Source organism: Bacillus sp. 95MFCvi2.1, assembly GCF_000374965.1.
GTDB classification, from domain to species: Bacteria; Bacillota; Bacilli; order Bacillales; family Bacillaceae_G; genus Bacillus_A; species Bacillus_A pseudomycoides.
In genome coordinates, this window is the sequence record NZ_KB895712.1 from 43684 (window position 1) to 69012 (window position 25329).

A 25329-nucleotide genomic window follows, 5' to 3' on the forward strand; every position below is an offset into this window, starting at 1 on the left:
TAAAATACTAACAAAGTGTTTGGATGGATTAGAGGAGGGAGAGAGTTGCTTGTTTTTATAAAGGTGCTCTTATTTATTTCAATTCCTAGGTATGCCTTTTTTAGGATGTCTCGGAATTTTACGAAGGAGAAATCAGTCAAAATCAAATCAATAGATGTTTTTGCCTCCATGGTTATTTATTGTTTATTCATGCTTGGCTTTTTTCTAAATGGAGTGGCAGCGGGTGCTGGTGAGCAATTGCATATTTTTGAAAGGACTGGTGCTAAGAATAATGGATATGCTTCTCTTGCAAATGAATATATAGTTTCAGTAATTGTCTTAATAACATTGGGGATGATTAGCTTTTGGATCGTAAGCCTTAATTATGGGGATCTTCCTCCGCTTATTTATGTGGTATGCAGTACATTAATGATACTGAATATCATATTTGCGGTTGCCTATCTCACTCATACAGCCTTCTCAAATGATGGTGAAGAATATTCGGTTTTTCTTCTGCAAACTAGCTGTCTATCGTTGTTTGTTTTATATATCGCAAGCTTGAAAGATTCTCTGAACCATTTTCTTGCTAGTCAGCATGAAAAAGAGATTGAGTACAACAATAAATGTATGCTATTTCTCTTCCGGGTATGTAATAACTATCAACAGATGTCAAAACTATGGGCTATAAGCTTGTTTCCAGTTCTGATTATCATCCAACTAATTTTGGTTCTGTTTGGGCAACGACCAGATAGCTTTATTCGTGTGTTCCTTGAAACAAGTTCTTTCAACTATTCGAATATCCCTGCGCCAAAACCAGAGATAGTGGCGGGTGACGGGCATTATTTGTGTACGGTCTCTGCTAGAGGACATAAAAAATTGGTCAAGCCAGTTAGGGCAGGCATCAGAAGTGGAGAAAGAATCCCTGTGAACCGCCAGCTACTAATTGCTAATGCATTTGAGAACATTCTTGAACAATATGTTCCAAACTTCCATAAAGCCATCCGTAATTTTTATGACAGGTATGGCTACCCAATCAGCAGGCATATCAATTCAAAATGGTCTGCAGACATTATCTATCTTATCATGAAGCCTTTGGAATGGTTATTCCTTATTGTGTTGTATACAGTGGACAAAAAACCAGAAAACAGAATTCATAAGCAATATAGTGAGTTGAGGAAGTGAAATGACCAGAGATGGTTGCTATGGGACATTCAATATTTATTCTGTTGTTTCATTTAATGATGGATTAATTCGATATAATAGGAGAGGAATGGGCTGGCATTACATAATAGGGGAACTATACATCGCCCTCAACTTAAGAGATTTTAATGCCATTAAATGCAAAAGAAACATCAACCAGATGGAGTGTAACGAAAGATGAAAAAAATTCTTGCTATATCTTTCCTATTTGTCAGTTTACTTGTAGGTGGTATCGTATTGGTTAATAGAAAAGAGACAGTGACTCAACCCTATATATCCAAAAAAGAAAAGAAGCCTAAGTTGAAGGAAACAAACAATTCTATTATGTTAGAAGATATCTTTCAATCTGGGCTAGAAAAATGGAAAATAGCAATCAACGACTCGGAAAACCGCACCAACCTAGATATTGACACGATCACGCAGCGTGTACATGTAGTAAATGCGCCAGGCATGACGGGAGATCACAAAGCAGTGCAGTTCGTTGTTCCGCATTCTCAAGGACAATTCCGCTCGGAAATTGCACAGCCATACGAAGAAGGGTTCCACGAACGTTGGTATACAGCACGGATTTATATCCCGCAGGATTGGGTGTTCGACAAGGGCAGTGGCGACGATATCGTCATGCAATGGCATGCTGTACTCGGCAGTGAGCGGGTGGATCGGGATTTTCCGGAATTGGCTATTGCAGTGAAAGGTGACAGATGGAGTATACAACGCGCATTCGGTCCTACTGCAAATATAGAGCGCGATTCTAAGACATTGGACGAACTGGTGCAAAAAGGAGTCTGGTCTTCTTGGGTAATTCATGCAAAGTGGTCATCAGAGAACGACGGATTGCTACAAATATGGAAGGATGGAAAAGTTGTATGGGAAGTGCAAGGTCCTAATGCCTATACTACACGTGCGCGTACGCCTTACCTCAAAACAGGGCTTTACCACCCACAGTGGAAACCGAAGTACGGTGAACCGAAACCTAGTCCGGTAAAAGAACGGAAGATTTTTATCGCTGATGTCAAGATTGGAAACGAACGGGCGACCTACCAGGATATGGTGACCAAAGATGATTTCTCAAAAACGGAAAAATAGACATCCAGAACAACTGAGTGATGCAGAAGATTTACGATTTTAACATAAACTTACTAATTTGATGAAGAGTATAATGATATAAAGAGTAAAACGGGTCAGTTCATGTTATGACCCGTTTTTACATGTATTCTGAATGAACACCATACCCATCAAGTTAAGAAAACAGATCAACTCATTTCTCTAAACTTGATAGCTATGTGTTGTAACCCCTAATAGGTGTATTAATAGGAAGTCCAACCGCCGTCTACCGCAATCACTTGTCCGTTTACGAAACTAGCCTCGTCTGAGCCTAAGAAGATAGCTAGCCTTGCAACTTCTTCTGGTTGTCCAACGCGTGGATTAATTGCCATACCTAATGCTTGGCGGCTTGCTCCAAATTCGCTCAAATGAGTCATTGAAGAAGCAATGTTTGTCATGACTGCTCCAGGAGCGATACCGTTACAACGGATGTTTTTGTTCGCATACATAAAGGCAGTGTTTTTTGTTAGGCCAACGACTGCATGTTTAGATGCTGTGTAAGCAGCACCAGCACGTGAGCCGTATAGTCCGCCTGCAGAAATGTTATTAACGATCGTACCATGTCCTTGTTCTAAGAATAGATTCACTGCAATCCGCATTGTTTTCATTACAGCTACTGTATTAACGGAGAAAACCTTCTCCCAGCGTTCGTCTGAAATTTCACCAACAGGCTCCATTCCGTCCATGATGCCTGCATTATTAACAAGAATATCTAATTTTCCATAAGCTTGTTTTGTTTCATTGAAAAGACGTTGTAGATCTTCATCGGAAGTAACGTTTGTTTGAACAGCAATGGCCTCTGCACCTGTAGCCTTAATTCCCTGTACTACATGTTGAGCCCCTTCTAAGTTTAAGTCTGATACAACGACCTTTGCGCCCTCTTTTGCATAACCTTCTGCGATTGCTTTCCCCATGCCTGACGCAGCACCAGTGACAATTGCTACTTTTCCTTTTAATCTCATTCGAAACGGCCCCCTTTGTCTGTTTATTCCGCATTAACGGGCAGTAAGACCTCCACCTCAAAATTCAGCGAAAGCAAAGAAGTTAGGTGGGGGATCAACTGCCCGTAAAAGCCCGATTGGTGCAGGCTGATAATCAGTGGGGAATGAAGCCCCCCCACTGATTAAAGTTTCACTTTATTGAACAGTTGTTCAATAAAAATTATAATCATATAAAAGAGCGCTTACAATGAGCAAAAAAACGATAAATGTTCAATAATTAACACATAGTTAGAAATGTGTTCAATAAGAGGTGAAAAAAGATGCGTACAGATATGCGGATTGTGAAAACAAAAGAGGCGTTACATAATGCATTGTTAGAATTACTAAATGAAAAAAATCTAGAAGTCATCTCAATCTCGGAAATTTGCAGAAAGGCAAAAATAAATCGTGGTACATTTTACTTGCATTATAAACAAGTAGAAGATTTATTCGAGGAATATTTTAAAGAAATTACAGCGGATTTGGTCCGTTCTTATCAAGAACCTTATCGCCACGTATCAGTATTGAAAACGAGTAAATTAGACCCGTCTACCATTCGGGTTTTTCATCATATCGAAAAATATAAGTCATTCTACAGAATTGTTTTTTCCAAAAAGGTTCCATTAATGTACTATTATTTATTATTTGAGGAAATAAAGCGTTTGTTACTTCAAGATCAAGAGGCTTTTCTTAAAGAAGGAGTTAATCATTCACTCTATTGTTCCTACCAAGCGAATGCGATTATTGGCATTATTATTGAATGGTATCAAAATGATTTTTCTTATAGTACAAGTTATTTAAATGATCAACTTGTGCAATTCTTAAATATGAGAGTAGACGAATAGTTCAATTTGATAGGAATTATAAAAGAGAGGATTATTATGATAAGGAGACAGAGAATAAGGATATTACCGAGGTTCATGTGGCGAAGCATCGGAACGGGTACCTAATTTCTTTAAGTACCAACCTTTGCTAACGAAATGCATATCATCGGTTTCTTTTTTTATAAAAGGCTGTTGGTTTTATAACTGAAAACATTTACAAGAACGTATGTTTGTGTATTGTGAGTTTAATGTTATAATTATATTAAATTAATTTAGAAAAGAGGGATTAAATTGAGTGAGGTAAAAAACATAATTAGTAATTTTAGTCATTATTCATCTTGGTTAAGCACTTTAGAAGAAATTGATGACACATTATGGTCTAAATCAATAGCCGAAGGTAAGTGGTCTGTAAGGGAGATAATAGTCCATATTATGAATTGGGATAATCATCTATTAAAAAAGGTCCTCCCATCTGTACAAAATGAAAAGGGAATGGAGTTTCCAAATTTTGATACACATAATAAAAAGGCATCAGACTATGCAAAATCAGGAATATCACAATCAAAACTTCTTGAAGAAGCAAAAGATACAAGGGAACTACTTATAAAAGAACTTAACGAATTTCCAATCGAAAAGTTAAACAAGTCATTAACTGCAAATGGTGTAACTCATTGTCCACATACTGGAGCACCTTACTCACTTATATATATTGTTAAGGAATTTACAGACCACGATAACCACCACAAAGGGCAAATTATACAATTCTTAAGGGAAAACAATTTGGATTAATTCAAGTTGTTTTTTTTGTCTTTTCTATGAGCGATTTCACGATGACCTTTTAAAGATTCTCGAAAGAAAGTTTCGTCGTTCACTATGATGCCTTGTAATTGATTAAAACCAAGAGTTCCTAATACGTTCAAGATTTTGTGTCTCCAATATATACGAAAACAGCCTTTATGAAAAATAAAAAAGAAGCAACGCAAAAACAAACGTTGCTTCTTTCTTGTATTAGTATTAAGCCGATTCTTTCTGAACTCTCTCAAGCAAACTAGCCAACACATGCGTACGATAGGATTCTAGTTTTTTACCTTCATAAGTACGGATACCTAATTTTTTTAGTTCCTTTACATACCAACCTTTGCTACCGAAATACATAGAATCGCTCCCCTTCAAATTTGTTTTTTTATGTGTTCTGATTGTTACTTGGAGGTACGGGAAATAGATGAAGGAAATGAATTTCGTGTGAAAATGGTTAACTTTGATGCAAAAGACATATATACTAAAGGTAGTATATAACGAGGTGGGCACGACGTGATTATAGAGAAGCACGAAATTCAAATTGACCAAATTACGAGCGGAAAGGTAAATATATTTACTTTCTACCGAAATAGAAAGCAAATTGACGATCCGTTTTTACAATTGCAAGAGCCATCGCTTACGGCCAACTACTATTTCCATTTTCATTTGGATGCAGAGAGCTTGAGTCTTCTGCAGGAAGAGTTTCCTAATGTATATCCGTACGACGGGAATGGAACCATTCACGACTGGACGGAAAAGATGAAAGATGAGCTAATGCGCCAAATTCAAACTGGAAAGTGGAACAGACGCGTGCGTATTGGTAACCGGATTCTAGATGTGGTATTTACGTGGTGTGATGAAGATATAGAATGAAAAAGAAGCGGATGACGCTTCTTTTTTTAGCGCTGGAATAAAACGAGCTTTCCTGCTGAAGATGTGCAGCGATGTGTGTGCTTATGCAATCCCTTTTCTTGTAAAATGGATGCTCCTTTTGATTTCGCTTCTGCTTCTGTTGCCGCCTCGAATGATTCGTCTAGCATTTTTGAACCATCTTTTTCAAAGACTGTTAGAACGTATACTCCCATGAAAATTCCCTCCAAAAATTAAAATCAGAATCTTATAACTATTTTGTCATAAAATGCTAGAATATGCAAAGAAATATGTGACATTGCGTGGTAAAATAGAGTGAAACTTTTATAGGATAAAGAAAGGATCGTTTATTTGTGAAACAAGTAAAGTTTATACATGCGGCAGATTTGCATTTGGATAGTCCGTTTAAAGGGATGGAAATGAATGTGCCGTCATCTGTTTGGGAAAGAATGAAGCAAAGTACGTTTCAGTCGTTTGAGCGTATTATCGATAAAGCAATTCAAGAGCGCGTTGATTTTGTATTACTAGCAGGAGATTTATATGATGCGGAAACGAGAAGTCTTAGGGCGCAAGTGTTTGTGAGGGAGCAGATGAAGCGCCTTTCGCAGTATGAGATTCCGGTTTATATCATTCATGGTAACCACGATCATTTAGGGGGAAGCTGGGCAGCAATTGAGTTTCCTGAAAATGTTCATGTGTTTGCAGAGCCATATGTAGAAGAAAAGCCGTTTTATAAAGATGATGAACTGCTTGCATCTATTTATGGGTTTAGTTATTTGCAGCAGGCTGTAACGGATAATATGACGGCGCAGTATGCAAAAATGAGCGATGCGCCTTTTCATATTGGCATGCTTCACGGGAGTGTGGAAGGCGATGCGGAACATAATCGCTATGCGCCGTTTCAAATTCGTGAGTTAAAAGAAAAGGGATTTGATTACTGGGCTCTTGGGCATATACATAAGCGAGAGATTTTAGCAGAGGAGCCATATATCATTTATCCAGGCAATATACAAGGACGCCACCGGAAGGAAACAGGAGAGAAGGGGGCGTATCTTGTTGAGATAACAGAGCAGGGAACGGTGTGCTCATTTTTCGGTGCGGCGGATGTAGTTTGGGAAGAGACGGAAATTAGCATTGATGAACTGCAAACAGTTGATGACCTTATGACAGCTTGTACGGAAGTGATGAATGAATGGCGTCAGGAAGAGGAAGGAACTCTTTTGACAATTGTATTCATCGGACAAGGGCCATTGTCTCCTTATTTACGTGATGAAAAACGTGTGGAAGAGATTTTTCATATTTTAGCAGCGGGAGAAGAACGAAGAGATTTTGTGTATGTGATGAAGTGGAAGAATGAGACGGTTTCATTTGCAGAAATCCAGCGATTAAAAGAGGAGAATCATTTTGTTGGTAGTGTATTGCAAGAATTGGAATCATTTACGAATATGGATGCGGTGCTCAGGACGATTTGGACATCTCCAGTTGCGCGTAATGTGATTGAAGCCTTTTCAGATGAGGAAAAAGCAGAGATTCAAAAGGAAGCGGAAAATATTATATTAGAGCAATTATTCCAGCAAGAGAGGGATAAAAAATGAAAATTGAAAAACTCCATATTTATGGTTATGGAAAATTAGAAAATGTGGAAATGGATCTTTCATTGCTGACGGTGTTGTACGGTGAAAATGAAGCAGGAAAATCAACGATTCGTTCGTTTATGAAGAGTATTTTGTTTGGGTTCCCAATGAGAGGACATAGGCGTTATGAGCCGAAAGAAGGCGGGAAGTACGGCGGCAGGGTGACTGTTATGACTGAGCAGTATGGGAGACTCCAAATCGAGCGCTTGCCGAAAACGGCTGCTGGGGAAGTAACAGTATACTTTGAAGATGGAAAAACAGCTGGAGAAGAAGTGTTACAGACTGTGCTGAGCGGGATGAATGAGAGCCTGTTTGATTCTGTCTTTTCGTTTGATATGCACGGTCTTCAAAATATTCATCATATTGGAGAAGCTGAAATCGGAAATTATTTATTTTCGGCGAGTGCAGTTGGGAGCGATGCCCTGCTGCAGTTAGATAAAAAGTTAGAAAAAGAAATGGAGCAGCGTTTTAAGCCAAATGGTCGTAAGCCTGAGATCAATGCGTCACTTCAAGAAATAAAGAAGCTCCAAGAAAAGCTTGGGGCGTGGCAAGGGAAGATTGGTACGTATGAAAAGTTAATGGGGCAGTTAAAAGAAAATGAAGGGCGTCTTGCTCATATTCGGAATGAAAAAGAGATGGCAGAAAAGCGTAAGCAAGACTATGAAGTATTGGCTGCATTGCAACCTCTTGTGATTGAAAAACATGCATATGAAAAAGTGCTAGAAGAACAGAAGAATCCGTTTCCTGTTCGAGGAGTAGAACGTTATGAAACGATAAAAGCAAAACTCGAGCCGCTCGGGGTGCAATTGGATTCCATCCAAAAAAGGATGGAAATGGTGCAAACGGAAGTGGATGGGGTAGAAGTACAAGAAGAGCTCTTGCAAAAGGATAGCTATGTAGAAGAACTTCGTATGCAGCATATGTCATATGAAAATGCACGTCAAGAAATGCGTGATATTACAGTAAGTATTGGAAATATGAAAGAAGAGATAGAAGAGCTTGAGCAGCAAATTGGTGCTACTTTTAAGAAAGAAAGTGTGCTTTCATTTGATACAAGCCTTGCAGCGAAAGAAATGATAACGCAAACGGTGCAAAGGGCGAGAGCATTAGAGACGCGGAAAGAGCAGCTAGATGAGCGCTTTAAAGTAGTGCAAGAGCAACTAGAAGAACAGGAAGAGAATGTAGGGCACATCCGAAAGCAGATGTTAGCGGATGAAGAGCGACAGGCGCTTGTAGAAAAGGAAAGATCGTTTCAAGATACAGTTTTTATGGGTACTGGCGTGGAACGAATGAAGCGTAAATATGAAGAAAGAATGAAAATCGCGCAGGAAAAGAAAAAGCGCTGGCAGACGATTTGTTTCCTTTTGTTAGCTATTAATACAGTGATTTTGCTGACAAGTATATTTCTAGATAATCGTGCGTTGTTATTTACAAGTGTTATCGTCTTTGTCCTAATTGTACTTGCACTTGTTTTGTATAAAGATACTTCTTCCGATGGTTTACAAGAAGAACTGCTCTCGCTGCAGCAAAGTGCAGGCGGAAGGCAAAATGAAGAGGCGCTATCCATTCGTTATCAATTAGAAAAAGATGAAGAAATTCGTAAATTATTTGAGCGAGAGTCTTATAAATTACAACAAATAGAACGAACCTATGATAAAGGTGTTTCTGCATATGAAGAATGGGAGCGAGATACGTTTCGTATGGGAGAGCAAGTCGATACATATAATGCGCGCTATTCTTTCCCGCACTTTTATACATATGCGCATATATTGCCAGCATTTGAACGCATTGAAAAGATGCAGCAGTTATATCGTGAAGTAGGAAAGCTGGCGGAGCGAAAAGGAATATTATATGAAATGATTTCGCAGTTTGAACATAAACTAGAAAACGTTATGGAAAATACAGATTTTGATCATCTTCATATGATCAGTAATCGTATTCAAAAGGAAAAAGAAAAGAAACAAAAGAGGGAGCAGCTTTTAGGGAAGCTAGCTGATTGGAAAGAAGAACAAGCACTATTACAGCATCAAGTAGAACAACTTACATTAGAAAGAGATGCGCTCTGGGAAATGGCAGCAGCTACTGATGAAGAAATGTTTTTAGAAGCTGGCAAGAGGGCAGAAAAGCATGAAGATGCAGAGAAGCAAGTAGAGCGGTTATCACCTCAAATTGACATGTTAGAAAAACGTTTAACAAGCTTATCATTAGCGGAACACTATCAAGTGGAAGGGTATGAAGGAAAGCTGAAACAAGAAGCGCTCTATATACAAGACTTCCTTTCACAAGAGAAGGAGTTGACCGAGCGTATTGCGGAGCACCGCGTAGATGTTGCGAACTTAGAAGAAGGTAGTACGTACGGTGATTTACTCCATGAATGGGAAATGAAAAAGTCCCAAGTGCGTGAGCAAGTGAAGAAGTGGGCGGCGTATGCAGCGGCAAAAACAGTGTTAACAAAAACAAAGCAATACTATCATGAAGTGCAGCTGCCGCGCATTTTACAAAAGGCCGAGGAGTATTTTGTATATTTAACAGGTGGTCAGTATAGTAAGATTTTTTCACCATCAGAAACAGAGCCGTTTATTGTAGAACGAAGTGATGGTATTCGTTTTTATAGCCATGAACTCAGTCAAGCGACAGCGGAACAGCTCTATTTATCATTGCGCTTTGCATTAGCGCGGACGTTTGAGCATGATTATCCATTTATTATTGATGACAGCTTTGTGCATTTTGATGCACTACGAACAAAACGAACAACCCAGTTAATAAAAGAAATTGCGAAGGATAGACAAGTGATTTTCTTTACATGCCATGCCCATCTATTATCATTCTTTGCGGAAAAACAGATTATAAAATTAACACGTGAGCATAAAGAAAATAAGGTATAATGTGCTATACTAAAAGTACTTAAGTTGGTGGAGGAATCAGGATGAAAAAGAAAATTGCAGAATATGAAGTTGGTGAACAAGTCGATATCTTCTTGTTAATTAAGACAGCGACAAAAGGTATCGCGAGTAATGGGAAGCCATTTTTAACAGTAATCTTACAAGACCAAACTGGAGATATTGAAGCGAAGCTATGGGATGTATCACCAGAAGTTGAGAAACAATATGTAGCAGAAACGATTGTTAAGGTAGCTGGAGATATTCAAAACTATAAAGGGCGCATTCAACTTCGTGTAAAGCAAATTCGCGTTGCAAATGCGAATGAAGTGACAGATATCTCAGACTTTGTAGAAAAAGCACCAGTGAAAAAAGAAGATATGGTAGAAAAGATTACACAGTACATATTTGAAATGAGAAACTCAAACATTCAGCGTCTCACAAGACACTTATTAAATAAGCATCAAAGTGAATTTTTAGATTATCCAGCAGCAACGAAAAATCACCATGAGTTTGTATCAGGGCTTGCTTATCACGTTGTATCGATGCTTGATTTAGCGAAAGCCATTGCTACGCTATACCCATCTTTAGATAAAGATTTACTGTATGCAGGTGTTATTTTACATGACCTTGGTAAAGTAATTGAATTGTCTGGTCCAATTTCAACAACGTATACATTAGAAGGAAATCTACTTGGCCACATTTCCATCATGGTAAACGAAATTGGAAAAGCAGCAGATGAGCTGAAAATCGAAGGAGAAGAAGTATTAATTCTTCAGCACATCGTCTTATCCCATCACGGGAAAGCGGAATGGGGTAGTCCAAAACCGCCATTAGTAAAAGAAGCGGAAATTCTGCATTACATTGATAATTTAGATGCGAAGATGAACATGATGGATCGTGCCCTTGGACGCACGAAACCAGGTGAATATACAGAACGTGTCTTTGCACTTGATAATCGTTCGTTTTATAAGCCTAAGTTCTAAAGCTGTTGTGGCAAGTGATTTCGATTTGTATTCAGAATCACTTGCCCACAATTTGCCCACGAGATTTTAAAAATTGATCATATTGGTTTACGGAAGATTCTTCTATGGACTTCGTTATATGTAGATAAACATTAGCCGTCATATCAATAGTAGAATGTCCTAACCGTTCTGAAACATATTTAAGGTTTGCTCCGCTTTGCAATAAATGCACAGCATGCGTATGCCTAAAACCATGTAGTGTGATATATCTGAAATTCCCTTTTTTACAAGCTTGTTGTAAAAATTTTAACGTGGAGGGATGTAACATGCAAGAATTATCTTCATGAGTAAATACAAAGTTATAATCTTGATAGTACTTTCCGGATTTCAAAATGTTTTTTGACTGCTCTAGTTTCATTGTCTTTAAATGTTGTAATGTAGAATCATCTAATGTAATTGTCCGGATGCTGCTTTTGTTTTTTGGAGGACCGAAAATTATAGGTTGATTCCTTTTGGTGGAAATCAGAGTTTTATTAATATGGAAATTCTTTTTCTCAAAATCGACATCATCCCATTGTAGAGCTAAGCATTCGCCAATTCGTAAGCCAGTTCTTGATAAAAACATAAATAATGAATAGTATTTAAATCCACCTTTTTCATTCAAAACATAATTTAAGAATGCATTTAATTCAGCAATGTCATAGCATTTTATTTCTTCTTTCTTATCTACTATATGACGTTCTTTCATTTGTATTTTATTTGTTGGATTTTTACTTAATATCTCAAGTTCATTCACTGCTGTATCGAGTGCATGATGCATAGTGACATTAATTGTTTCTACTGTTTTCTTACTAAGTTTGTTTAGAAGTTCATTAATAAACTTTTGATATTTCATTCGAGTTAGATCTTTCAGCTTCATATTACCGAATACGGGAAGGATATGTAGTCTTATGTTTTTTTCATACACTCCGTATGTTCTTGGAGAAACATTTCCTTTTTTGTAAAGTTCTAACCACTCGTACATGTAATCCTTAAACGTCATGTTACTATTGTTTATACTTACTCCATTAACTACTTTCTCTTCTATTTTAGCTGCAGCTAGTTGCGCTTCTTTCTTTGTTTTGAATCCTCCCTTTGATGTTTCTTTATATTTTCCCATTTCTTTATACCTAATCCGATACTCCCATTTATCATTTCTTTTTCTGAAGCTAGCCATCTCGTTCACTCCGTTTCTTTTTTTAGAACTAACGTTCGTCATTTGGGTGAAATAAAAGTCCAGCAAGGACTAAAGTGGGCAACCTATGGTTTTCTTATATTTTAATAATAATAATTCCTCAGAGATTCCTGCGTAACAAGATATCGCATCGATTGTTTTGAATTTCTTTATATATGCATACCAATCCTCATCAGGCATTAATAGTTCGACTGCAAATAAATTAGCTTGTCTTTCTAGTTTATCTACAGTCAAAAATGTATTTGTACGTAAAAATGGAGTGTTGATATGTTTATGCATTTTGCAGTGTCCTAATTCGTGAGCACAAGTAACAATTTGACTATGATCATCCAAGTTCTCGTTGATACAGATGTACTGGTTCTTTTTATGATATTTATAAAAACCCATAATACTTGGATGTAAATTTTGATAAAAAACATTAATGTTTAGTCGCTCAGCTATTTCAAATGGGTCTGTTGTTTTAAATTTATTTGCTAGTTCTAATGCTGTGTCTTTTTCGTAATAACCCAAAATAAAATCCCCTTCCTTTAACTCACTCTGATTTGTCTCTATATTTTTTAGGGATGTATTTTTTATTTACTTTTTGTGTATGTTTTACGATGTATTCCATCGCATCCATTAGTGAGTCTAGAGCTTCTTCAGAAAGAGGTTCACCAGAAAACATTAATCCGTCAGCATTTGTTAGGTCTTTACGTATTTCTTCCATTCTTTTTCCGATATCTTTTCTATCTTTTTCAGTAAAACCTTCTGCATCTTTAGTGATATTATCTGTTTTGTTATTTCTTCCTAATAGAAAATCTATCGAAACATCAAAATAGTCAGCTACCTTTTGTACCTTATCAATAGAAGGTTGTCTTTCCTTCCATCTGTATAAAGAATTTTTACCAAATCCCATCTCTTCCTCTAATCTAGAAATTGATATGTCTTTCTTTTGACAAAGCTGTTTAATCACATCAACAATAGTCACGAAAACCCATCCTTCTAATGCCGCGAAAAAAGTTTTAGACAATATGATAGAAAGTGGTTGACGTATCTATCATATTGACGTATACTTTGTTTCGTAAGCTACTTATTTAGCTTTTAAAACGCTACTAAATAAAAGCCACAGATCACGTTCCCCAACGTATAAAGGCTATTAATGTAGGTTTATTTAGCTATGACTATATACTATCATATTGACTAAAAATGAGTCAATAAAAAGCTGAAAATTTAGCTAAAAAGATAAAAAGGAGTTGAGTGTATGGATAATATGTTCGGTAAAAAGGTCAAAACTTGGCTGATTATCAACGATATGAAGCAAAAAGAATTAGCAGAAATGCTAGAGATTTCTAACGCTTATCTATCCGATATTCTTTTAGGTAAAAGAAAAGGAAAGAAAGTAAGGGAAAAAATCACTAAAATCTTAGAAATCAAGGAGGCTTCATAATGACAGCGACAGTACAAGTCATTGTTGATGATAGCTACTTACAAAAAGAGGTTACTCGTCAAGTCAATGAACGTTTAGTGGATATGGGAATTGGAACTTGGTGGGATATGAAAAGACTTCAATATGAGACAAGCAGAAGTTATGACTGGTTGATGGAGTATGTGGTTTGTGATCCTCGGATACAAGAATTTGCTAAGCAAAAAAATAATCGTTGGTTATTTAAAGCGAAAGAAATGAAGGAATTTCTGAACAAATTTTACGATGAACTATAAGGAGAATACAAAATGACAGATCAGTTAGCAATTGTACAAGAACAACCATTACATAGTGAATTGGTATTCGAAAACAATGGTGAGGTAATAACAGATAGTTTAATGATTGCTGAAGTGTTTGAGAAAACTCATGACAATGTATTAAAAGATATCCGTAAACAAATTGAATATGCAGGAGAAGAATTTTCGCTCGTTAATTTTCACGAGTCAAAATATTGTAATCGTGGGAAAGAATATCCTAAGTACGACCTAACAGAAGAAGCATTTACATTGGTTGCTATGAGTTATAACACAAAAGAAGCGGTACAAATGAAAATTAAGTTCATCCAAGAGTTCAAACGAATGAAGGAATATGTTCAAAACAAACCTAAAGCGATGAACGCAAAAGAAAGCATTTTAGCAAATATGAAATTAACCATTGAATTAAATGAAGAAGTTGTTGATCTAAAAAGAGACGTGGAGCAGATAAAGAAAGACATAAACGAACGTATCACCCTTGATTATGGACAACAACGAGTGTTAAACAATGCTGTGAAAAAACGAGTATATAAGCTATGGAATGAAAACAAAGTAGATAAAGAAGTATATAACACTACAAGAAAAGTATATTCCGCTCTATGGAAAAACTTAAAAGATGCGTATCAAGTCAATGCCTATCCTAATATTCTTCAAAAAGATTTTGATGAAGCGATAAGCTTTATCGAAGGATGGAGACCATTATTTAACGGAAACAAAACAGCGTAGGAGGAAGCAAAATGCGAGAACTAAAGTATTTAGTAATTCACTATCAAGGATATGGTGCGAATAACATTTTTGAATTCGAAACAAAAGGAGAAGCTAAGGAGAAAATCATCGAGTTAGTCGAAAATGGTGAACGTCCTAGTTCCATAAGAATGACAAAAGAGATTCCAACAAATATTAAAGTAAAAGTTGATGTGGATTTTTGAGTCTTTGAGTGAATCGAACAAACTATTAAATTAGGAGGAATAAAACATGATTGATTTAAACTCATTCGCAGATGGAGCATTGGCGGAACGATTTCATCAAGAATTTGAGCGTGTAATGGAAAATATGGCAGATTTAAATACCGATCCCAAAAAGGTAAGAAAGATTGTTTTAACACTTTCCTTTGCTGGAGATAACAAACGTGATGTTTGGGCATGTAAAGTTCAAGCTGCTTCAAAGTTAGCGCCAACGGAAGAAGTAGAATCTAAGATTTTACTAGACATGGATCAGGAAGGGAATTTAGTAGGTCAAGAATTAGCATCCGGCATTAAAGGTCAATTTTATATGGACTTAGAAGGTGATGTTAAAACTGATACTGGTAAGAAAGTAGAAGAAGTACAGCAAATCGAAGAATCGTCCGAAAAACAAACTATCGTTTTGGATTTACAAAGAAAATCAAATTAATAAAGGGGAAATGAAAAAATGACTATGACAAGAGATGCAATTGAAAAAGTATTAGAGATTGGAACAGTTGAAACACATGAAATTGGTAAAGAAACATTTTCAACACAGCCTTTATATCTTGTGAAAGAGCCAACAGCAAGTGAAATTGTAGTACGAAGTTTATCTGGTTTAGTAGATTACGTGAAATCAGAATTTGATACTAACCAAGCTTTAATGCTTCATATTGAAAATCCAACGACAGTAAGTTGCTTTACAGAAGTGAACGGCAATTACAAGAGAAGTGTGCTAGTGAAAGCCGAAGCATCTATTCCGCATTTTAGATTTAGCACTTTCCATGATAGAGAAGAATTTAATATCAATTTACAGTCAGGTTTTGTTCAAAATGAAGATCGTGACATCGTACTAAAAGTGGTCGGAACTGTTGTAGAAGAGTCAGTGAAAGAGATTGGTGATGATGGAGTATCGCAAGCGGTAACTGCAAAAATGGGTGTTGCCAGTAGAGGGAATGTAAAAGTACCAAATCCAGTCGTATTACGTCCGTATAGAACATTTGTTGAGGTAGAGCAACCAGAAAGTAAATTTGTTTTCCGTATGAGGGAGGGTTCACGTTGTGGATTATTTGAAGCTGATGGTGGTGCTTGGAAGTTAGAAGCGATGAAAAACATTAAAACTTATTTAATAAACACATTACAAGAAGAATTTAAGTCTAAAAAGGTGTTTATTTTAGCATGATGGATATTTCATTAGTAGAAAATACAACGAATGTTTGTCTCTTTGGTTTAGGATTTGCGGTATTCATGTATGGAATATATAAAGGCGGCACTTTCATTGAGCGAAAGTTTGATGAAAGTGATCGCTTGGAAAGAGAGGGTATGCAAAATGGGAATAGAGAACAGAGTCTTACCTCATCGCATCGAAAAAGCAAAAGCGCTTGAAAATGAGCGGAAAGAATTAATACATTTGCAACAATTATTATTTAAACAAATGGATAGAGCGAATAGAAGCAGTGAAAAAGCAGTATATTTTGAGACGTGTGAATTACGTAAGAAATACATAGAAAAAGAAAGAGAGATTGAAAAACAATTATCTTCTATGTATATGGAAAAGTTGCAAGATGAACGCACAACCGAAAAAGAAAAGGTTATAGAAGTAGCACAACGTTTGGAAGATGTCGAGGGAAGACTAGCAGTAGTTGAAAAGATTAGAAGAAATGCATAAAAAAGAACCCGCTGCAACGGGTCCGAAAATAAAAAAACATTTTACTTAGTTAGTATAGCACTAGCTAAACGGTTTGAGAACTTGTGAGGTAGATCGTATGGGGATTTTTCGTGTTAAGAAAGATAATAATTATTCTGTTATCAATAATACTGGTTTAAAAGACGATAGGCTTTCTTGGAAGGCAAAAGGAATTTTAGCGTATGCACTTACCCTACCAGATGATTGGACCTTTCATATAAGTGAATTATCTCAGCATGCTAAAGATGGAGAAGATTCTCTAAGAACAGGAATTAATGAGTTGAAAAAATTAGGTTATGTAAAAAGATATCCTGTTCGTGATAAAAAAACAAAAAAGATTACTAGTTGGGAAACTGAAATTTACGAAACCCCACATAGGGAAAATCCACTTGTGGAAAAGCCACATATGGAAAACCTAGAAGTGGAAAAGCCACTTGTGGAAAATCCGACACTACTAAGTACTAATAAACAAAGTACTAAAGAACTAAATACTAATTTACTAAATACTAATTTACTAAATACTAATCATCATGATGATAATGCGAATATCAAATCTCAAAAATTAATTGATGAAGAATTTAAAACAAGCTATAACTTTCTGTTAAAAAACGGTATTGCATTAAGTGAAATTGCTATTACAGAGTTAGGTGAATTTTGTAATACATTAGGAAGCGAATTAATCATAGAAGCAGTGAACCGATCTATTGATGAAAATGTACCCAAGTGGAGATATGTACGTGGGATTCTCATGAACTGGGAAAAGAAGAAAGTGAAAACAATGGAGGATGTTTCTATATTGGATTCACAATTTGAAATTAGTAAGCAAAATAAAAAAAATACCGGTGTAGGTTATGGAAAAAGGAAAGAAGTAGTTCCAGATTGGTTACGACAACAAGAGAATGAAAATCCTGAACAACAGTTTCAAGAAGATATAGATGAACAGCGTAAAAGGTTAGAAGCTGAATTAAAAAAATATAAATGATTATAGAGGATGTTAATGGGAAAGCGGAGATAGTTGAACAGATTTGAAAAAACGCATAAAAAAAAGCCCCTAAGGGTTAGAGCATCAAAGAAAGTGTTAACATTTGTAAGTATATCACGAAAATAACAAAATTGACCAAATGAATATAAAAATTAATATAAATTGTAGGAGATGTTTATATGTTTGATCCATTTAATGTTGGCGAATGGTGTGACATTTGCGGAGATGCAATTAAACCTTCTGAAATGAAAACTATGTACATTGAAGGGTGCGAAAAAACACTTTGTAAAAGCTGTAATGGTGAAATGGAGCAGAAAGTCAAAGTTATAAGTGTACATGTATTACAAGATGCAATGAAAGAACTAATTAATAGATTCGGTAAAAATAAAGTACGACTGTTTGATCTAGCTACAGCAGAAAGATTTGTGAAAGAAAATAATATCTCTTTAAATATAGAAAAGCGTGGAGGGAAATTTAATCAAGAACGTTTAGGTGAGTATATTTCCTTATCTACTATTGAATTATTAACATTAATTACATTTTTAAAAAGAAAGATTAATAGTCACTTATGGATGAATGCAGTTATAGGTGCAATTTTAGAGAAAAACATAACAGTTACACTGTCACCAGTAGGTGATAAATATGACTGAACAAATAACAACAGATCATGCTTTTATTTATGATCCACTTGATACATATTTGGTGGATTTTGTTTCAGAGTTCGGATTCAACTTGGATTATTGTAAGGCGAAAACAAGGGAAGAAGCTGGGTTACTAATACGAAACCGTTATAGAAATCATAAAGATTTTCAAATTCGTAGTATAGAAGTTTCAAATAGATCGTTAGATGAAATTAAATCTTTAGATTAAAAAGGGGCAAATACACGATGAAAACAAAAATTGATAAAAGAACTGTTGTTGGGCGTTGGGTAGTTTGTGAGATGAAAGATACAAAAATGATTACAAAAGTAGAAAGATTTATTAACGACACTATTAACGACAAAATTGAATTATGGGGACGTTGGCATAGTGAGGGCTCGATAAAAGGTGAGTATGGTTGTAATCATATTGAAAAGTGTCGTTATGCAACAGTGGAAGAAATTAATGATGAGGATTGCAGACAATCATTTATCTCCAAAGGTAGAAAGCCGTGGGAATTTCATAAAGGTGATGTAGTAAGTGATGATGTGTATGCATTAACGGTTATGAATCAAAAAGATAACCTTGTAACAGTAGCCATTATTAATTCTAATCGAATGTATCAAGTAGTAGCTAAATCTTTAGAACCAATATTCTTTAAAGAAGATAGAACAGTTTAAATAAGCTGCATCTTAATCATCCTTAATATTCTGTTTATAAAAGAGTGACAGATGACAAAGTAAGTTATCTGTTGCTCTAAAAAGTTAAAGGAGCGGAAAAATGTTAGAACTACACAAAATCACAGAACAAGAGTTACAAATGGAATTTGATTTAAAGGATTTATTTTTGATGCAAGAGGGTTTAGATAAACGTATAAATTACCGTGGTCAAGATCGTATTGAATTAAAATTCTTTGCTTTAAATGTAGAGATAAATGAAGCTTGGAATGAAACAAAATCTTTTAAATTTTGGAGTACAAGTTTTAAATCACCAGATATGGAAGATTTATTAGAAGAATTAGTTGATGGGTTGCATTTTCTTTTATCTATTGTATTAGATATCAATGAATCTACAAGAAGTCAGAATGTAAAAGGTTGCTTTAAATATGCAAAAATGTATAGCAAAAATATATATAGCATTAATAGATTGTTTGAAATGTATAGTAAAGAAACATTAAAAGCTAAAAAGAAATGGATTGTATATAGAATCTTTCCGTTAGCAGAATTAAGAAAGATGTTTGGTGTTTTTTTCCGTATTTGCTACTTATACGGATTTACATACAAAAACATTGTACAAGCATATAAAGAAAAAAATAAAGTGAATTTTATCCGTCAAGAAATGGAATATTGATATCAAATTTGAATTTTGTACAGAAAGGTGTGGAAATATGGACACGAAAAAGAAACTAGAAAATATTATCTGGCATATCAAGATGAACAGAACTGTGTTAGGCGATGAAACAACATTAAATCATGTGTTACAAGCGTTAGAAAACATGTTAGATGCATATGAAGATGTTAATGCAGCTAAAATCAACGAAATTAGGAAGTTAGTAAATAGTTACGAAAATATGTAGTTAAATACACTATTAATATTGCTAGCATTTACACTAGCATTCCTAATAACACTAGCAATATTAATATTATAAAAGTTAATGATATCATTTTTGTTAAAGAAGGGAATAACACTATGGAAACAAAGACTTTTGTAGCAACTGCATATTATGAAAATGATGAGGTAGATGTGGTATATGCAGGGGGGAATTATGAAGAAGCTTTAAAAAAACTTGATGAAGAACATAAAAAATCTTCCTTCATAGGTGGATACCTTGGGATTTGGGAAAACGATGAAAAAGTGAATGGTTACACGGTAGAATTTCAAAATAAAAAGGAAATAATCTAGTAGAAAGAGAGGTGCTTATTATGGGGTATAGTGGTACTCATGGTGCGGCGTTTGAGAATCTAATTAATTTTTCTAATGATATGTATCGAAATAACAAAATTGCATTGATTACTAAACGTGCAACACCAGTAGTTGTTACAAAAAAATATAAAGATGGAAGAATAAAAGAGGGTTATTTTGAAAAGAAATCAACAGTTGATTATGACGGTATATATAAAGGGCGTTTAGTTGCATTTGAAGCAAAAGCAACTATAAACAAAACTAGTTTTGCTTTAAGTAATATTTCACCACATCAATATGAATACTTGAAAATGGCTGAAGAGATGGGAGCAATTTGTTTCTTTTTAATTGAATTTAGTATAGAACATTCTATATTTCTAGTTTCTTTTTCCTTAATTAAAGAATATGTAACTGCAGCAAATGAAGGCGGTAGAAAATCAATTCCTCGTTCCGTATTTGATGAAAGATCATATCTAATAAAACCAACAAACCGTGCCTTAGTAGATTATTTATATTATGTAGATAAATTAGAATGGTCCACAATATAACATGAATAAAAAAGGTGTTCGACTTCAAATTATCAATTTACAGGATCAACATTGTAGAGCATGTGAACATAGATATGATCGTGATATGGAATATTGTTGGACAAAATGCGAAATAGGAATGAGATTGAATGAACTTGGAATTGTACTTGGAGGAAAAAAGGGAACAGATAAAAAGAAAATCAGAACCAAAGAAGATTGGGATAATATTTGTAAAAAAGCCGTAGCAATGAGAGCGAAGGGGTTAACATATGTAAGAATTGCAGAGATATTTAACGTTAAAGAACCGTGTCAAATTCGACTGCAGTTACAGAAAAGAGGATTACACAAATAATTTCATATACCAAAATTAAATTAGAAATGAAAAAATATAAAAGAATAGTCCACATTTGAGGGCGTTGATTATGTAAAGGAAAGCACTTTTCCTATATATAACCAACGTCCTTTTTATATAGGAGGATATTGCACATGAAGGATTTAATCAAACAATATAACAAAACATTATATCAATTAGAAAAGGCAAAAGAGACAGCAACAGAATCAGATTTAAAAGTTATTGGTGGAATGATTCGTGATATCCGATATGCGTTGAATTGGATGCGTACAGCAAAGCAACCAGATAATAAAAGAGGTATTGAACGTAGGGCAGCATATCAAAGAACTACAACAGTTGATACGCTTTTAATGCAAAGATATTTCCGCAGCACAGAAACTATATATGAATGGGATATGGAAGCAAAAGAGAGCGTTATTTCAGAATGGGATCGTATTAAATTAGAAGATGCTCTATCAACGTTAACTGAAAATGAAAAAGAAGTATATATGATGTATAAGGGAAACTGCTTATCTATGGATAAAATTTCCAAAATAATGAAGGTATCAAAAGGAACAATCCAAACAATTTTACAAAGAGCAGATCAAAAGATAACAAAACAAATAAAAGAAAGTCTTTTTTGCATGGGCGGATAAGGCTTTTTATTTTTGAAATCAGTTATTTTTGTCTTACGTTTGCCACCTATATATGAAAGCCGTAACCAGTACCTGTTATATGGAATGCTGATTGGACGAAACTTTGTTGTATTCACTTAATAGGTAAATTTTTTTTCAGTACTAAGACATGCAATGAGAAGTTGCGAACCTCATTGTATTGCTATTCATGATTTCCAAAAGTCATAAGAACAAGATTTAAAATCTCATTAATCTAAACGGTTTATAGAAGAGCTTCTGCTTTTCTTTGAATCAATACGCCTACCATTTGTGTTGATTCAAAGAAGAATAGAAAGGGTGAGGGGATGGCTTATCTATTAATTTTTATTTGTGGAGTAATAGTTTCCTTTTTAATTATGATTGAACTTGTTAAAGCAAAAGAATCAAAGGAATTAGATTATGATATTGATGAGTCAGTAAAAAAGGAAATGGAGCAGCTGAAAATAATGAAAGAAAGTAAAGAGCGTTAAAGTTTATTTACTAATAACATGAATGACAAGAGTTTATAATTTATTAATTGTGTATATAAGTATAGGTTGTTTGGTAAAAAGGAATTATATTGAGGAAGAGTATGATTATAATTTCTAGGTGATGTAAGTACGAGATAGGATGGAATTTAGATTCTGTAATTGACCTTTTTAAATAAATAATGGAAAATATAGAGGGATTTTTTAGTTTTTCATTAATTAAAACTATAATTAATCTAAATTATCTAAGTAAGGGTGTAATTAAGATGTTAAAGTTAAAAGACTCTGATATTAGAAATGTTTTATTAAGTAACCTAGACAAACAATATAAGGATGAAGAAGATACAAAAGTAGTAAATGAAATGGGGGTTCTTCATGGTCAATCTAGAGTAGATGTTGCTGTAATTAATGGTATTTTGCATGGATATGAAATTAAAAGTGAAAGTGACAATTTGGAACGTCTTCCTTCTCAGATGAATGATTATAATAAAGTGTTTGATAGGATGACAATTGTAGTACAGAGAAAGTATTTAGATGAAGTTAGAAAGCTTATACCAAAGTGGTGGGGGATTATGTTGGTCACTCGTTACAAAGGGGAACTACATTTGCGAGAAATTAGAAAAGGACGAGTAAATAAAAGTGTAGATCCCTTTTCTTTGAGTCATCTGCTTTGGCGGGGAGAGGCAATTGATATTTTAAAAGAAAAAGGCTTACAAAAGGGATACTTAAGTAAGCCAAGGCATGATCTTTATGAAAAAATCTGCAATTCATTACCTTTAGATGAATTACAAACTATTGTCAACCAACGGTTAAAGATGCGTGGAAATTGGAGAGCTCATTAATAATAAGTGTTAAATGGTGATTTGTTCCAATGGTTCTCCAAGTTTCTGCATTGCCGGTTCCTGTCTCATTATGGGCGCAATTATAGATGTATTGATCACCGTAAGAATATTCTTTTCCTGAATATTTTGGATGAGAAATAACACGTTGAGAAAGACCTCGTGTTTGTTGCCATTTTCCATATTTGGCATTAGTAACTGAAAAACCTCTAAAAATAAGATATTCATTGTCAGCAGTATAACGAATATTTGCAGACATTCTCATGAAACGAGGATCGATTTTTGCATACTCGGGATTGGATATAATATAATCACCAAATGCTGGGTATCTTGGGAGTTTTGTATCAAATAATTTTTGGTAAATAGTCCATTCAGTTCTTGGTATACTTCCGTCTGTACCAGAAGCAAATTCAGAAAGATTTTCGGGGAAAGCTGTAGCTATGAAAGTTAATGTTCGCCATCTTTCTACGTAAGGTAAGGAAAGTATTGATCCTACAACAAACTTTGTAATTCTACCTGCAGGAGTCTTAGAATCAATATATTTATAATCTATAACTATGTCAACTTCTTCAGGAGGGCATTCAAATTCATGAAGAAATTTTGCAATGATAGGTTCTAGATCATCCAGGTCTTCCTCATTAATTCGTATAGCATAGCCAGTGTTAAAGTTCTTAATAATAGAATGAACAGCCTTTTGATAGTTAGTCCCGCGTTCCTTGCTAGTAACAGGAATTGCTTGTATATTTTCCTGTGAGAGTGATTGGAAAATATATTCTAAAGGATGAAGTTCATTCGCCATTATTTCATCATCATCTAAACAAATTTGTGCTGCATCAATAAATATGACATTTGGATTATTCCAAGAATCTTTTAGTTGTGCAGTAAAGTTTTTTAAATGTTCATCAATAGATTTTTTTGGACAGTCATTTTCAAAATCCCAATCAATAGGTGGAATTTCAATGATTGGCGTCATATTATTTTTTAGTTGAGAATCTAATTCTAGTAAAGCTGTTTGTTCACCCCTTTTCCATCTAATAATTGGTACATAATGTTCGTGATTAAACATAATGTTATTTCCTCCTATTAATATATTTAATGATTTATTATTTCTTTAAAAATTGAAAAAAACCTCTAAAATTGTAAAAAAATACATTTATTTACCAATTTAATTTGTAATTAAGAGGAATAATAAGATTTATGAAGTTGTTAAGAGGAATTAACAAGAGCCGTTATCAATTATGATAGCGGCTTTAAATATGTATAAAGCTTAGAGTGAGGTAATTGAAATGGAAAAAGAAAAACTTATAAATTTAATAAAAACTAATAAACTTATAAAATTTTATAAATCTAAAGAGTGGGGACAGTTAAGACTCAAAGCTTTGCAGCGAGATAACTATGAATGCTGTATGTGTAGAGATAAAGGTAAGTATCGTAAAGCTGATTGCGTTCATCATATTAAAGAAGTGAAAGAGTATCCAGAATTAGCATTAACTTTTGATAACCTTATGTCTCTTTGTAATACATGTCATAACGAAGTACATGATCGTTTAAAGGTACAAGATAGGTTACCTGCATTTGTGAATGAAGAGAGATGGTAAGTCATGATTATAAATGATAATGGTCGTGAGTATGATACAGACTATCTTGAAAGAGTAGTACTGAAAGAACCAGAGGAACGAACGAGTGTAGAGCGAGACATCTTTAATGCAGGTGCTCGCTTTATTTATTATAGGTACACACAAATCAGAGACATTATTAATCGTAATAGATGCAATAATTTAACGATTAATAAAGTAAAAGAACTATTAGATATTGATAGAGTTCAAATGTTCTTACCAATAACAGAAGAAGAAATACATTATATTATTTCTTTTGTTGAACAAAACATTCAAATAAGATAACTCCCCCCCCTAAAAAAAAAACAAATTTTTTTCGGGGGAACGTGCAACGGGAGGGGGACGTCGGAAAAAATATTTTTTGATTTTCTCACGTGAGGGGGAGGGGTGCACACAAAATACAGGGTGCATCCTTTTTAAATTCGTTTAAAACCGCCTCAAATTCGATGTATGGAAAGAGGTGGTGAATATGGATGAATAATAATGCGACACCTCAAGAAGCCGCTCACAGTGACTATTTAAGCGGTATGAAGTATAAGGA

36 protein-coding genes and 1 pseudogene are annotated in these 25329 nt (G+C 34.8%); 29 read left to right on the forward strand and 8 right to left on the reverse strand.

Annotation, left to right across the window (positions count from 1 at the left end):
• Positions 1 to 45 precede the first annotated feature (45 nt).
• Together C568_RS0123695 and C568_RS0123700 are read left to right on the forward strand one after the other, a co-directional pair.
• The gene (locus C568_RS0123695) at positions 46 to 1161 is read left to right on the forward strand and encodes a DUF6688 domain-containing protein (protein WP_018782908.1); all 1116 of its coding nucleotides are present in this window, start codon (positions 46 to 48) and stop codon (positions 1159 to 1161) included.
• 195 nt (positions 1162 to 1356) lie between these two features.
• The gene (locus tag C568_RS0123700) at positions 1357 to 2265 is read left to right on the forward strand and encodes a polysaccharide lyase (RefSeq protein WP_018782909.1); all 909 of its coding nucleotides are present in this window, start codon (positions 1357 to 1359) and stop codon (positions 2263 to 2265) included.
• 221 nt (positions 2266 to 2486) lie between these two features.
• Here C568_RS0123700 and C568_RS0123705 read toward each other — a convergent pair whose 3' ends face one another.
• Positions 2487 to 3245, reverse strand: coding sequence for an SDR family oxidoreductase (locus tag C568_RS0123705; RefSeq protein WP_018782910.1), 759 nt, complete (start codon positions 3243 to 3245; stop codon positions 2487 to 2489).
• Between the two features lie 299 nt (positions 3246 to 3544).
• Between C568_RS0123705 and C568_RS0123710 the strand changes: the two genes are divergently transcribed.
• Together C568_RS0123710 and C568_RS0123715 are read left to right on the forward strand one after the other, a co-directional pair.
• Complete coding sequence (locus C568_RS0123710; protein ID WP_006093813.1) at positions 3545 to 4108, forward strand: TetR/AcrR family transcriptional regulator; 564 nt, start codon at positions 3545 to 3547, stop codon at positions 4106 to 4108.
• 270 nt (positions 4109 to 4378) lie between these two features.
• On the forward strand, positions 4379 to 4876 hold the full coding sequence (locus C568_RS0123715; protein ID WP_006093814.1) for a DinB family protein: 498 nt from the start codon (positions 4379 to 4381) through the stop codon (positions 4874 to 4876).
• An 11-nt stretch (positions 4877 to 4887) separates the two neighbouring features.
• On the opposite strand, the pseudogene C568_RS34400 reads toward C568_RS0123715, so the two are convergent.
• Positions 4888 to 5025, reverse strand: a pseudogene (locus tag C568_RS34400) (IS1595 family transposase); the annotation flags it as partial.
• Between the two features lie 76 nt (positions 5026 to 5101).
• Positions 5102 to 5242, reverse strand: coding sequence for a YflJ family protein (locus C568_RS33570; RefSeq protein ID WP_018766939.1), 141 nt, complete (start codon positions 5240 to 5242; stop codon positions 5102 to 5104).
• A 156-nt stretch (positions 5243 to 5398) separates the two neighbouring features.
• Here C568_RS33570 and C568_RS0123730 point away from each other — a divergent pair, with 156 nt between their 5' ends.
• Positions 5399 to 5758 carry a hypothetical protein gene (locus C568_RS0123730; protein WP_006093817.1) on the forward strand — a complete coding sequence of 120 codons (360 nt, stop codon included), beginning with the start codon at positions 5399 to 5401 and terminating at the stop codon, positions 5756 to 5758.
• A gap of 26 nt (positions 5759 to 5784) precedes the next feature.
• On the opposite strand, the gene C568_RS0123735 is transcribed toward C568_RS0123730, so the two are convergent.
• Entirely contained in the window at positions 5785 to 5970 is a 186-nt protein-coding gene (locus C568_RS0123735; protein WP_003195690.1) for a YhzD family protein, read from the reverse strand.
• A 138-nt stretch (positions 5971 to 6108) separates the two neighbouring features.
• On the opposite strand from C568_RS0123735, the gene C568_RS0123740 reads away from it, so the two are divergent.
• From C568_RS0123740 to yhaM, 3 genes are read left to right on the forward strand one after another with little or no spacing between them, the layout of a single operon-like run.
• Entirely contained in the window at positions 6109 to 7350 is a 1242-nt protein-coding gene (locus C568_RS0123740; RefSeq protein WP_018782912.1) for a metallophosphoesterase family protein, read from the forward strand.
• On the forward strand, positions 7347 to 10274 hold the full coding sequence (locus C568_RS0123745; RefSeq protein ID WP_018782913.1) for an ATP-binding protein: 2928 nt from the start codon (positions 7347 to 7349) through the stop codon (positions 10272 to 10274). The genes C568_RS0123740 and C568_RS0123745 overlap by 4 nt, the downstream gene beginning before the upstream one ends.
• Positions 10275 to 10315: 41 nt before the next feature.
• Positions 10316 to 11254: a 3'-5' exoribonuclease YhaM gene (yhaM, locus tag C568_RS0123750; protein ID WP_018782914.1), complete on the forward strand. Its 939-nt coding sequence runs from the start codon at positions 10316 to 10318 to the stop codon at positions 11252 to 11254.
• A gap of 37 nt (positions 11255 to 11291) precedes the next feature.
• Here the strand turns inward: yhaM and C568_RS0123755 are convergent, their stop codons facing one another.
• The 3 genes from C568_RS0123755 to C568_RS0123765 form a co-directional block, all read right to left on the reverse strand.
• On the reverse strand, positions 11292 to 12449 hold the full coding sequence (locus C568_RS0123755) for a site-specific integrase (RefSeq protein WP_018782915.1): 1158 nt from the start codon (positions 12447 to 12449) through the stop codon (positions 11292 to 11294).
• A 69-nt stretch (positions 12450 to 12518) separates the two neighbouring features.
• Positions 12519 to 12977, reverse strand: coding sequence for an ImmA/IrrE family metallo-endopeptidase (locus tag C568_RS0123760; protein WP_018782916.1), 459 nt, complete (start codon positions 12975 to 12977; stop codon positions 12519 to 12521).
• A gap of 22 nt (positions 12978 to 12999) precedes the next feature.
• Positions 13000 to 13434 carry a helix-turn-helix domain-containing protein gene (locus C568_RS0123765; RefSeq protein ID WP_018782917.1) on the reverse strand — a complete coding sequence of 145 codons (435 nt, stop codon included), beginning with the start codon at positions 13432 to 13434 and terminating at the stop codon, positions 13000 to 13002.
• Positions 13435 to 13707: 273 nt separating this feature from the next.
• Between C568_RS0123765 and C568_RS0123770 the strand changes: the two genes are divergently transcribed.
• The 19 genes from C568_RS0123770 (at position 13708) to C568_RS0123860 (ending at position 23175) form a co-directional block, all read left to right on the forward strand.
• Positions 13708 to 13893 (forward strand): helix-turn-helix domain-containing protein, encoded by a 186-nt coding sequence (locus tag C568_RS0123770; RefSeq protein WP_018782918.1) that lies wholly within the window; start codon positions 13708 to 13710, stop codon positions 13891 to 13893.
• Entirely contained in the window at positions 13893 to 14165 is a 273-nt protein-coding gene (locus C568_RS0123775; protein WP_018782919.1) for a DUF771 domain-containing protein, read from the forward strand. Before C568_RS0123770 ends, C568_RS0123775 begins: the two co-directional genes overlap by 1 nt.
• 12 nt (positions 14166 to 14177) lie before the next feature.
• Complete coding sequence (locus C568_RS0123780) at positions 14178 to 14909, forward strand: Rha family transcriptional regulator (protein WP_018782920.1); 732 nt, start codon at positions 14178 to 14180, stop codon at positions 14907 to 14909.
• 11 nt (positions 14910 to 14920) lie between these two features.
• A complete protein-coding gene (locus C568_RS31150; protein ID WP_018782921.1) occupies positions 14921 to 15112 on the forward strand; it encodes a hypothetical protein in 192 nt (63 codons plus the stop codon).
• Between the two features lie 46 nt (positions 15113 to 15158).
• Positions 15159 to 15575 carry a hypothetical protein gene (locus tag C568_RS0123790; protein WP_018782922.1) on the forward strand — a complete coding sequence of 139 codons (417 nt, stop codon included), beginning with the start codon at positions 15159 to 15161 and terminating at the stop codon, positions 15573 to 15575.
• An 18-nt stretch (positions 15576 to 15593) separates the two neighbouring features.
• Positions 15594 to 16307: a hypothetical protein gene (locus tag C568_RS0123795; protein ID WP_018782923.1), complete on the forward strand. Its 714-nt coding sequence runs from the start codon at positions 15594 to 15596 to the stop codon at positions 16305 to 16307.
• A gap of 147 nt (positions 16308 to 16454) precedes the next feature.
• Complete coding sequence (locus C568_RS0123800; protein ID WP_018782924.1) at positions 16455 to 16793, forward strand: hypothetical protein; 339 nt, start codon at positions 16455 to 16457, stop codon at positions 16791 to 16793.
• A gap of 97 nt (positions 16794 to 16890) precedes the next feature.
• Positions 16891 to 17793, forward strand: a complete 903-nt coding sequence (locus tag C568_RS0123805; RefSeq protein WP_018782925.1) for a DnaD domain protein — start codon at positions 16891 to 16893, stop codon at positions 17791 to 17793.
• Between the two features lie 179 nt (positions 17794 to 17972).
• Positions 17973 to 18443, forward strand: a complete 471-nt coding sequence (locus tag C568_RS0123810) for a hypothetical protein (RefSeq protein WP_018782926.1) — start codon at positions 17973 to 17975, stop codon at positions 18441 to 18443.
• Positions 18436 to 18663 (forward strand): hypothetical protein, encoded by a 228-nt coding sequence (locus C568_RS0123815; protein ID WP_018782927.1) that lies wholly within the window; start codon positions 18436 to 18438, stop codon positions 18661 to 18663. The genes C568_RS0123810 and C568_RS0123815 overlap by 8 nt, the downstream gene beginning before the upstream one ends.
• A 17-nt stretch (positions 18664 to 18680) precedes the next feature.
• Positions 18681 to 19112 (forward strand): hypothetical protein, encoded by a 432-nt coding sequence (locus C568_RS0123820; RefSeq protein ID WP_018782928.1) that lies wholly within the window; start codon positions 18681 to 18683, stop codon positions 19110 to 19112.
• A gap of 100 nt (positions 19113 to 19212) precedes the next feature.
• A complete protein-coding gene (locus C568_RS0123825) occupies positions 19213 to 19782 on the forward strand; it encodes a dUTP diphosphatase (RefSeq protein WP_018782929.1) in 570 nt (189 codons plus the stop codon).
• Between the two features lie 82 nt (positions 19783 to 19864).
• Entirely contained in the window at positions 19865 to 20008 is a 144-nt protein-coding gene (locus C568_RS31155) for a hypothetical protein (protein WP_231398988.1), read from the forward strand.
• Between the two features lie 113 nt (positions 20009 to 20121).
• On the forward strand, positions 20122 to 20334 hold the full coding sequence (locus C568_RS0123835; protein ID WP_018782931.1) for a hypothetical protein: 213 nt from the start codon (positions 20122 to 20124) through the stop codon (positions 20332 to 20334).
• Positions 20335 to 20354: 20 nt separating this feature from the next.
• Entirely contained in the window at positions 20355 to 20882 is a 528-nt protein-coding gene (locus C568_RS0123840) for a Holliday junction resolvase RecU (protein ID WP_018782932.1), read from the forward strand.
• Between the two features lies 1 nt (position 20883).
• Positions 20884 to 21213, forward strand: coding sequence for a hypothetical protein (locus tag C568_RS0123845; protein WP_018782933.1), 330 nt, complete (start codon positions 20884 to 20886; stop codon positions 21211 to 21213).
• A 134-nt stretch (positions 21214 to 21347) separates the two neighbouring features.
• Complete coding sequence (locus C568_RS0123850; RefSeq protein WP_018782934.1) at positions 21348 to 21848, forward strand: sigma-70 family RNA polymerase sigma factor; 501 nt, start codon at positions 21348 to 21350, stop codon at positions 21846 to 21848.
• A gap of 323 nt (positions 21849 to 22171) precedes the next feature.
• Positions 22172 to 22336, forward strand: a complete 165-nt coding sequence (locus tag C568_RS34885; RefSeq protein ID WP_018782935.1) for a hypothetical protein — start codon at positions 22172 to 22174, stop codon at positions 22334 to 22336.
• 263 nt (positions 22337 to 22599) lie between these two features.
• The gene (locus tag C568_RS0123860) at positions 22600 to 23175 is read left to right on the forward strand and encodes a sce7726 family protein (protein WP_018782936.1); all 576 of its coding nucleotides are present in this window, start codon (positions 22600 to 22602) and stop codon (positions 23173 to 23175) included.
• Here C568_RS0123860 and C568_RS0123865 read toward each other — a convergent pair.
• The gene (locus C568_RS0123865) at positions 23132 to 24238 is read right to left on the reverse strand and encodes a beta family protein (protein ID WP_018782937.1); all 1107 of its coding nucleotides are present in this window, start codon (positions 24236 to 24238) and stop codon (positions 23132 to 23134) included. The genes C568_RS0123860 and C568_RS0123865 overlap by 44 nt on opposite strands.
• A gap of 220 nt (positions 24239 to 24458) precedes the next feature.
• Between C568_RS0123865 and C568_RS0123870 the strand changes: the two genes are divergently transcribed.
• On the forward strand, positions 24459 to 24770 hold the full coding sequence (locus tag C568_RS0123870) for an HNH endonuclease (RefSeq protein WP_018782938.1): 312 nt from the start codon (positions 24459 to 24461) through the stop codon (positions 24768 to 24770).
• Positions 24771 to 24773: 3 nt separating this feature from the next.
• Positions 24774 to 25073 (forward strand): hypothetical protein, encoded by a 300-nt coding sequence (locus tag C568_RS0123875; RefSeq protein ID WP_018782939.1) that lies wholly within the window; start codon positions 24774 to 24776, stop codon positions 25071 to 25073.
• Positions 25074 to 25329 lie beyond the last annotated feature (256 nt).